The sequence below is a fragment of the Komagataeibacter ossonobensis genome (assembly GCF_057359305.1).
On sequence record NZ_JBXAYQ010000079.1, the window covers coordinates 1 to 5,508 of the forward strand.

The following is a 5,508-nucleotide window of genomic DNA, read 5'->3' on the forward strand; positions in this document are numbered from 1 at the left end:
CTGGGACCGGGGATCTCGTCCTGTCATTCCGCCAAGGAAAAATGATCCGGAAGTCGCCTGTTCCAGATGGGCTTACAGACACCGACACCTGGTCGAAAACCTATGGGCAAGGCTCAAGGAGTGGCGTGCTGTCGCGACCCGATATGAGAAAACCGCGGCATCCTTCCTCTCTGTCATCCTCATCGCGGCTACAGCAGATTATATCAAGACCTAACAGGTCCTAATGTCGTCAAGGCATCCTGACCCGCAGCCTGAGTGGCCAGGGTTGTTATCAGTCCGTTCAGTTGTGCTGGCGTGCAGCCAACGGGAGCGGGTGATCGGGTAGTTGCCGCCAATGGAAAGGAAATGACGACATAAGGGACATCGCGGACGGGGCCGGGTGCAATGATGTTGGGGATTGAAGGGCGATGGTCTCCGAAGAAAACAAGCAATGTCCTGCGCTTCTGATCTGACAGGTCATCGATCAGATTCAGAAGCATCTGGTCGCTATTCACCACATGTCTTAAATAATGCTGTAGCGGCGCATCTTTGCCCGTATTCGCAGGCCACGGCCCATGATTTTCCATGGTAACGGTATAAAACAGGGACGGTGTGCTGGTCGCCTGCATCATGCCTGTCAGTGTTCTTCCCAGTGCAATGTCACCAAAATAGGGCATTCCGGGGGTCGGAGTATGAGGACCGGGACTGACAATATGGGTAAATCCCATGACAGGCATCAGGGTTTCGCGATCATAAAACCGCAGGTCGTGCGGATGAACGAACGTGCTCTCGTAACCGAAGGTTTTCAGGCGCTGGGGCAGGGCGTGCGCACATTCACGCCGTGCGGTCAGGAACGGATCATAATGCCGGAAGCCCAATGTCTTTTCGTCCTGCCCGAACAGCACGCCATATTCGGAACGCATGGTATAGGCCCCGAACCCGCTGACATATAAGGAGCCCTGCTGCAGCGCCAGTTTCCGTGCGCGCGCCAGGCCGGGCATGGAAGGTGCTTGGACGCCCGCAGGCAGACCCAGTGTTGCGGGGTCGGCGAAAGATTCACATTGTATGATGATGATCTGGTCATAGGCGGCTTTCCCCTGCAGGGGAGGGGGCGGTGGCTGGTCTGGACTGGCCCGCCACTGGCGCCAGTACAGCAGCATGCTGCCGGGCAGCCCCAGTCTGGATAGGTCCCGCTGCATATCCGGCACGGATGCCCATGATTGTGCGGGGCAAAGCCACAGCGCCAGGCATGCTCCCAGCAGCATTCCCACTCCCAGCAGGTGGGGAAACAGGGCGGCGGATGCATAGATCCACAGCAGCACTGGCGGAACTGCCACGAGCATGACCAGGGCAATCCGGGCCGTGGCCGGAATGGAAAAAAGATAGAATTTGGGATGTTGGAGGAAGCTGCGTGCGACGACAAGATCACTGAACAGCAATGGCTCTCCCAGTACCCGATGTTTTATGTTGGATGCCACGACCGTGATGATCATAAGCACCGGGGTCATGAGGGTGGCGACAGGCACGCTGCCTGTTACAGCCAGCCATCCGCCATAACCGGCCAGGCTGCATAATATATCCAATAGCCAGCGACGGGCGGATGGCGGTGGGGCTATGCGGGGGATCACGCCAACATATTCAATGGCAGGCGTCACCAGTACAATGGTCGTTAAGGCAGCCAGAACCAGTGATGGTTGCATGAAAATCCTGTCGTGCAGATGGGGCCGCGGATGGCTGCAGCCTATGGCGTTATCAAGTGCGACCCCTTGTATAAGCTATCCACAAATGGTTAAACACCCGGGTCATTGCTAATGGCTGCATAAGGATTTCCGCAAAGGCCATGACCGGTCGGGAGCACCAACTATGACATTGGCATCGCGTTCCTGTCTGTTGCAAATGCCACCCTTCCATCGGGCAGTGCCTGTCATTGCCGTTCCGGCATCCGGAACGGCCGTGGCCACGATCGCGGATATGGATAAACTGGCGCGACGTATCGTTGCCGACAGGACTGGCGGCCGGTTCTGGGCCGAGCCGCCATCATGTACGCGCCCTGTCCTGATCTGTGCCGGTTCAGGTCATGATCGTGACAGATTGCGTATCCTTGCCCGTCTGCTGGAACGGCTTGTTGCGTCCCGACCGACGCAGCATCTCATGCTGGTTGCCCCCGGACCTTATGGTGCTGCCGCCCGCGTTGCGCGCCGTTATGGTATTGCCCATCTTCATGAACCGGTTGACCCCCACAGGTTGCTGGACGGTGCGCATGAAATCCACGAACTGGGGCAGGGTGAGATCGGTGATCTGGCGGCCCTGCGTGGTCTGGCAGTTACGCGTTATGCCAGCCCGGATCACGGAAACCGGGTCGAAGGACAGCAGGTTGCACGCAGGCTGATCGAAGATTGGCAGTATCATGATCCCTATACCGGGAAGATCACCACGGTCGGTCATATCCTTGCGTTTCAGGCCCTGTGGCGGCGCACCATCGACGCCAATCACCAGATCGGGGCCTGTGTCGGCATGGCCCTGTGGAAACGCGGGCGGATGGCGGAATTCTTTTCCGTTCCACCGACACATCCGCCGTTCGTACGTAAGACCCGTCCGGCTGTGCAGCGGTGCGTGCCGCATGGCAAGGCGATCGTGGCATGGGCGACACGGATGCCTGTAGGACTGATGACGGAAGCCCGCAAGGCCCACGTGCCGGTCTGGCGTGTGGAAGACGGATTTGTCCGTTCAGTCGGCTTGGGGAGCGGGTTGCAGGTGCCTGCCTCCATTTTTGTGGATCAACGAGGTATCTATTACGATCCGTCCGAACCAAGTGATCTGGAACATATTCTGGCCACCACCACGTTCGATGACCATTTGCGCGTGCGGGCACATGCCCTGATCGAGCATCTGGTCCAGAGGGGCATATCGAAATACGGCCGCTCTGAGACGCATCATCTTCGGGACTGGCACGCGCAGGGGCAACGGGTTCTTCTGGTACCGGGACAGGTGAGTGATGATCTGTCCGTGTTGAAGGGTGGCGGCAGGATACGCGGTAATCTTGAACTGCTGCAGGCCGTGCGGCAGCATAACCCAGATTCATTCATCATTTATCGTCCGCATCCGGATGTGACGGCGGGGCATCGGGCCGGCCATCTGTCTGATGAAGTGATCCTGACCTATGCTGATTATATCAGCACTGGCGGTTCCATCACGGATCTCATGCAGGAAGTCGATGAAATTCATACCCTGACCTCCTTGGCCGGATTTGAAGGTCTGCTGCGGCGGCGCAAGGTCGTGACCTATGGCTGTCCTTTCTATGCCGGATGGGGCATGACCACGGATATGGGGCCAGTTCCGGCGGAACGACGTGGTCGATCCCTGACACTGGAGGAACTTGTGGCCGGAACCCTGATTCTTTATCCCCGGTATATCGATCCCCTTACTCATATACCGTGTGAGATTGAAATGGTAATCGAGCGCTTTGGGGATCACCGCGCCTGGCGCCCAACGGCCCTGATGCGTCTGAAAGCGATTCAGGGCAGAATGAGAAACATGGTTTTACGCAACGGGACCGTAACAGAGCCGGATATGGCCCGTATGCCTGATTTATGATGTTTTTTTAGAACATAATGATTATGTAAGGGGGAATCGGTCAATGAGACGTACACGAGAGTACAGTATTCTATGAAAAGAATGGCCAGCGGTATGGGTAATACATTTAGGGAACTGGCTGATGATTTCAGCTGTATGTTTCGTGTGATCTATGCCTTGATGATGCGTGAAATCCATACACGGTATGGGCGTGAAAATATCGGGTTTTTATGGGTCTTGGGAGAGCCTATCCTGTTTTGCGCCGGTGTCGCGATCCTGTGGACGGCGATCCGGCCTTCTCACGAATATGGTCTGCCCATGACCCCGATCGTGATAACAGGTTATGTTCCCCTAACAATGTGGCGACATTGCCTGCTTCAATCCGTCAAGGCCTTTGAAGCTAATGGCAGTCTCCTTTTTCATCAACAGGTTACACCTGTTACGATTATTCTGGCGCGAGCCAGCTTGGAAATTATTGGCACGATCATGGCAGGAATACTGGTCACATGTGGTGCGATTTTTCTAGGATACATGAAGCCACCACAATATTACGGAATTCTTTATTTAGGAATTTTTTTTCATATGATATTCTGTATATCAGTGGCTATGATTTTTTCTTCTTTAAGTGAGATGTCGGAATTAATTGAAAAATTTATGGGTGTTTTCAGTTATCTGTCCTTACCGTTTACCGGGGCATTTACAATGGTAAATTGGTTACCAGCGAAATATCGTTGGTATATGATGTTATCGCCCAGTGTAGATAATATTGAAATGATACGGGAAGGTGAATTTGGTTTAAATGCGCATGCGCATTATGATATACTTTACACTATTCTTATAAATTTATTACTTTTTATTGTTGGTCTTAAGCTTACTCTCAGTGTAAGAAAATATATACTTGTTCAGTAATCTGTGGTAAATAATAAACTAGAGTACATAATATGATATCATATAAAAAATTGCCTAGAATTACGTGAAGTTTGAACATGCATAATTTTTGGTAAGGGCGATATAAAGAAGTTTTTGATGAGAATTCTTTTGAAAATAACGTCGCTTTTTTCCAAACAGGCGGCATTTTATGAAGCTGTTGATTTTTGGACTTGTGACGGTTCTGTGCCGGTCATCTGAGCGTTTTAAGCGCGTATCAGGAAACCGACGGGGCCATGAAGCATACGGGAGATTTCAAGCGCGAGGCCGTAAGGACCGCGTTGAGCAATGGGCCGTTACGCACGCGCGTTGCGATCGACCTGGGTATTGGCAAATCTACTCCGGGTAACTGGATGGTGGCTTACCGTCCGGGCGAGACGGCATCCGGGCAATCTGCTGATCTGGTGCGCGGGAATGAACGTCTTCGCCTGGACATCCTGACCGGCCTGCCAGCGCCAGCGCACCGATCTGAAGGTGGCTGGCGCATATTCGTGAACATTATGCCCTGGGCAACGGCTCCTACGGACGGCCGCGCATGACCATGGAACTCTGGCCATTCATGCCCTAAATATGGCGGTACGGCTGCGCGATCCGTCGCCCGGCTGCGTTTTTTATTCTGACTGTGGCAGCCAGTAAGGTTCTCACGATTTTCAGAAAAAGCTGCTGGTCCATGGACTGCTGGCTTCAATGTCCGGAAAGAGAAACTGTTTTGACAACGCTGCTGTCGAAACGTTTTTCAAAAGCCTGAAGGCGGAACGGCTCTGGAGGCAGAACTGGCCAATCCGTCGTCAGGCTGCTGCCCCCATCTTCCAGTATATCAATGGTTTCTACAATCCACGTCGACGCCATTCATATCTGGGCGGCATCAGCTCTCCCGCTTTTGAAGCAGGAGTGGCATAATCACTTTCTGACCAGCACAGAACCGGCACAATTACAGATGGCAGGGCGCGCCATTTCGCGCCGTTCTGATGGCGCCAGAAAATCGCGGCAACCGTCCGTCTAAGGTTATTCGGTGGGATCTTCCCCTTC

5 protein-coding genes and 2 pseudogenes are annotated in these 5,508 nt (G+C 53.7%); 5 read left to right on the forward strand and 2 right to left on the reverse strand.

Annotation, left to right across the window (positions count from 1 at the left end):
* A partial coding sequence (locus AC1RQ9_RS18290) for a transposase (protein WP_485988033.1) occupies positions 1–214 on the forward strand: 214 nt, incomplete at its 5' end.
* Here AC1RQ9_RS18290 and AC1RQ9_RS18295 read toward each other — a convergent pair.
* Positions 204–1,679, reverse strand: a complete 1,476-nt coding sequence (locus AC1RQ9_RS18295; RefSeq protein WP_485988035.1) for an LTA synthase family protein — start codon at positions 1,677–1,679, stop codon at positions 204–206. The genes AC1RQ9_RS18290 and AC1RQ9_RS18295 overlap by 11 nt on opposite strands.
* Before the next feature lie 253 nt (positions 1,680–1,932).
* Here AC1RQ9_RS18295 and AC1RQ9_RS18300 point away from each other — a divergent pair, with 253 nt between their 5' ends.
* The 4 genes and pseudogenes from AC1RQ9_RS18300 to AC1RQ9_RS18315 form a co-directional block, all read left to right on the forward strand.
* Positions 1,933–3,573: a capsular polysaccharide export protein, LipB/KpsS family gene (locus AC1RQ9_RS18300; RefSeq protein ID WP_485988036.1), complete on the forward strand. Its 1,641-nt coding sequence runs from the start codon at positions 1,933–1,935 to the stop codon at positions 3,571–3,573.
* Between the two features lie 81 nt (positions 3,574–3,654).
* On the forward strand, positions 3,655–4,461 hold the full coding sequence (locus AC1RQ9_RS18305; RefSeq protein WP_485988038.1) for an ABC transporter permease: 807 nt from the start codon (positions 3,655–3,657) through the stop codon (positions 4,459–4,461).
* 254 nt (positions 4,462–4,715) lie between these two features.
* Positions 4,716–5,018 (forward strand): transposase, encoded by a 303-nt coding sequence (locus AC1RQ9_RS18310; protein ID WP_485988039.1) that lies wholly within the window; start codon positions 4,716–4,718, stop codon positions 5,016–5,018.
* 10 nt (positions 5,019–5,028) lie between these two features.
* Positions 5,029–5,379 (forward strand): annotated as a pseudogene (locus AC1RQ9_RS18315) (IS3 family transposase); the annotation flags it as partial.
* Positions 5,380–5,402: 23 nt separating this feature from the next.
* Here the strand turns inward: AC1RQ9_RS18315 and AC1RQ9_RS18320 are convergent.
* Positions 5,403–5,508: pseudogene (locus AC1RQ9_RS18320) on the reverse strand (transposase); the annotation flags it as partial.